General features: G+C 70.5%; 1 protein-coding gene and 1 pseudogene. Both read left to right on the forward strand.

Annotation, left to right across the window (positions count from 1 at the left end):
- Nucleotides 1-132: 132 nt before the first annotated feature.
- On the forward strand, nucleotides 133-3,261 hold the full coding sequence (locus AB0M52_RS32255) for a family 43 glycosylhydrolase (protein ID WP_363961522.1): 3,129 nt from the start codon (nucleotides 133-135) through the stop codon (nucleotides 3,259-3,261).
- A gap of 25 nt (nucleotides 3,262-3,286) precedes the next feature.
- A pseudogene (locus AB0M52_RS32260) lies at nucleotides 3,287-3,574 on the forward strand (hypothetical protein); the annotation flags it as partial.

Genomic DNA, 3,574 nt, shown 5'->3' on the forward strand with positions numbered 1-3,574 from the left:
GGCGGCGCCTTCCCGGGCGCCGCCACCACCCCCTCCCCCCTGCGCAACAGTGAGGAGATCGACACCGTGAACACCACCGTGGGACGCGGCGCCGCCCCACCATCCTTCCGGCCGTCGGGCCGGTTCCGCCGGATGCTCTCCGTGGCCGCGGTCGCCGGGCTCGTCGCCGGCGGTCTGGTCGGGGTCGCTGCCCCGGCCTCGGCGGCCGAACCCGAGTCGCGCACCTTCACCAACACGGTCAATCCCATCCTCGGCGACGGCAGCTACTACTCGGCCGACCCGGCGCCCGTCGTCGTGAAGGCCGGCGCGCCGGGCAACGACACCGGCACGGACCAGCTCTACATCTACACCGGCCACGACCAGGCCGGACCGTCCACCAACGACTTCATCATGAACGAGTGGGGTGCGTTCCGGACCACCAACGTCGAAGCCGGCGAGTGGACCCACTTCCCGTCGCTGATGCGTCCGGAAGCGGTCTTCGCCTGGGCCACGGCCGGACGGGCGTACGCGGGTCAGATGGTCCAGGGCGTCGACGGGCGCTACTACTGGTACGTCCCGATCCACGAGCGCAACAGCCCGGCGTCCGACAAGTTCGCGATCGGCGTGGCCGTCTCGGACAGCCCGACCGGCCCGTGGACCGACCACGCGGGCGGGCCGATCATCTCCCAGCGGGTGCCCACGGCCAACACCATCCACAACATCGACCCGACGATCCTCATCGACGGGCAGGCCCCCAACCAGCGGGTGTACATCTGGTGGGGCTCGTTCAGCAACCTGCGCATGCTCGAACTCCAGCAGGACATGAAGACCACGATCGGCAGCCCGCGCACCGTCACGGGACTGACCGGCTTCTTCGAGGGCGCCTGGATCTTCAAGCGCAACAACACCTACTACATGGCGTACGCCGGCAACAACGCCGGCCCGACCTCGCAGTGCACCCCGGCGAACTACCACGCCTGCATCGCGTACGGGACGGCGTCGTCGCCCGAGGGACCGTGGACCTACCGGGGAACCATGCTCCGGCCGGTCTCCTCGACCACGAGCCACCCGGGCATCCTGGAGTTCAACGGCAAGTGGTACCTCGCGTACCACACCGCCGACGCGGTCGGCGGCGGCCACTTCCGCCGTTCCGTGGCGATCGACCCGGTCGAGTGGGACGACACGCAGACCCCGCCGCGGATGAAGCTCGTCACGCCGACGCCGGCCAAGGGACGCGACCTCACCCCCCGGCCGAACATCGCCCAGGAGGCCAGGGTCACCGTCTCCAACGAGCCGGTACCCACCCAGTACTGGGTGAAGGCGCTCAACGACGAGATCGTCCGGTCGAACCCGCTGCCGCCGGACATGTGGGGCACCTGGACCGGCAACAACCCGCCCCAGCAGTGGGTGCAGTACACCTGGGACCAGCCGATGCGGATCTCCGGTTCGCAGATCGACTTCTGGAACGACCAGCCGCAGGGCAGCGGAGTCGGCGTGGCCGCGCCGGCCCGCTGGCGCATCCAGTACTGGAACCTCGACACCGGCCAGTGGGCCGACGTGCCGAACCCGAGCGGCTTCCCGACCAGCACGCAGGGCTTCCAGAACACCACGTTCGACGCGGTGACCACCACACAGGTCCGCGCGGTGTTCGACGCGTCGACCAACGGCAGCACCTACTCGGCGGTGGCGGTCGAGGAGTGGAAGATCCTCGCCGCGCAGCCGAGCACCGCCGTCACCGCACCCACGATGACGGTCGAGGTGGGCGAGACCGACCTGCCCGACACCCTTCCCGTGTCGTTCGGCAGCGAGACGCTGCGGGTGCCGGTCTACTGGGACGCGGTCAAGCCGGAGGACGTCGCGGCGCCTCGGACGTTCACGATCCAGGGCACCGTGCTCGGCTACGCCGCCGGGCGGGTATCCGCGCAGGTCAACGTCATCTCGCCGGATGACACCGAGGGCGACGAGACCGCGCCGACGGTGACGCTCACGCCCAGCGGCAGCGCCGGCAGCGCCGGCTGGTTCCGGTCGGCGGTGCGGGTGCGGGTCGCCGGTGTCGACGACCGTGGTGGCCGGCTGGCCATCTCCTCGCAGGTGAACAACGGCCAGCCGACCGTCGCCAACGACGTGCGGTTCGTCGACGTCAACGTCTCCGGGGACGGGCAGCACACCGTCACGGCGACCGCGACCGACCGCGCGGGCAACGTCTCGGCGCCGGCGAACCTCGCCGTACGCATCGACGCCACCGCACCGGTCAGCACGGCCACCGTGAACAGCACCAACCGTTCGGTCACGGTGACCGCGACCGACGCCACCTCCGGGGTGGCCCGGATCGAGTACGCCATCGGCACCGGTGCGTGGACCACGTACAGCGGCGCCATCACGGCACCCGACTCGAACCGGCACACCGTGTCGTTCCGGGCGCTCGACGTGGCCGGGAACCTGGAGACCGCCAAGTCGGTCGTCCTCCCGGCGGACCTGTCCGGGCCGCTCACGGGCAACATCGCGCCCATCGCGACCCCGACCGCCTCCTACACGGCGAGCTGGAACAGCGTCACCGCGCTCAACGACGGCGCCGACCCGGCGAGCCCGAGCCAGGCGCAGATCTGGGGCACCTGGTCCGGCACCCGTCCGGCCACCCAGTGGGTCCAGTACGACTGGGCCCGTCCGGTGCGGATCATCGGCACGGAGCTGAAGTTCTGGCGGGACTCCAACCAGGGTTCCGGCGAAGGTGTCGCCCAGCCCGACGGGTGGGTGCTGCAGTACTGGGACGAGGCCGGCTCGGCCTGGCGGGACGTGACCGGCGCAGGCAACTACGGCACGAGCACGACCGCGTTCAACAACGTCACCTTCGACCCCGTCACCACCTCGCGGGTGCGGGCCACGATCCGGGCCAACGGCAACGGCACCACCTACTCCGCGGTCGCGATCACCGACTGGCGGGTCTTCGCCGACGACCCGGGTGTCCAACCCACGTTGCCGGTCACGGTGACCGCCCAGGCGCGGTGCGTCGCCGGTAAGGCGTACGTCGCGGTGCAGGCGCGCAACGACCACACCGCGGCGGTGAACATCACGCTGGAGACCGCGTACGGCGAGCGTTCCTTCGCGAACGTCGCGCCGGGCGGGAACGCCTTCCAGCAGTTCGCCACCCGGGCGGGCTCGGTCCCGGCCGGCTCGGCGACCGTCCAGGTCACCGGGTCCGTCAACGGCAAGGACGTGACGACTGTCGTCACCGAGCAGTACTCCGGCGTCAACTGCACCGCCGACCCCCGTCAAGCCCAGTAACCACGAGTGATAACGGAGCATCGAGATGAACGTGTGGAATCGTAAGCGGCTTCTCGTGGCGGGTGCCGCGGGTGCCCTGCTGGCCGGGTCGGTGGCGGTGGGGTCGCCGGCTCTGGCGGAGCCGGGTGACGAGTCGGATGTGCGGGTGACCGTGGACATCGAGCCGATCAGGGAGCCGGGTGTCCTGGCGATGTCGATCGCTGGTGACTCGGTCGCGTTGGCCGAGGACGGGTCGACGTTGCTGGTGCGTCAGTTCGTGGGCACGCTGCCGACGGTGACGGTGACTGACACCCGTACGGCGGATGAGGTGCCG

This window comes from Micromonospora sp. NPDC051296 (assembly GCF_040682255.1).
In the GTDB taxonomy this organism is placed as follows: Bacteria; Actinomycetota; Actinomycetes; order Mycobacteriales; family Micromonosporaceae; genus Micromonospora; species Micromonospora craterilacus.

Excerpts from the sequence above, each read along its gene's own strand:
- AB0M52_RS32255 (WP_363961522.1), top strand. The coding sequence starts at position 133 with ATGCTCTCCGTGGCCGCGGTCGCCGGGCTCGTCGCCGGCGGTCTGGTC.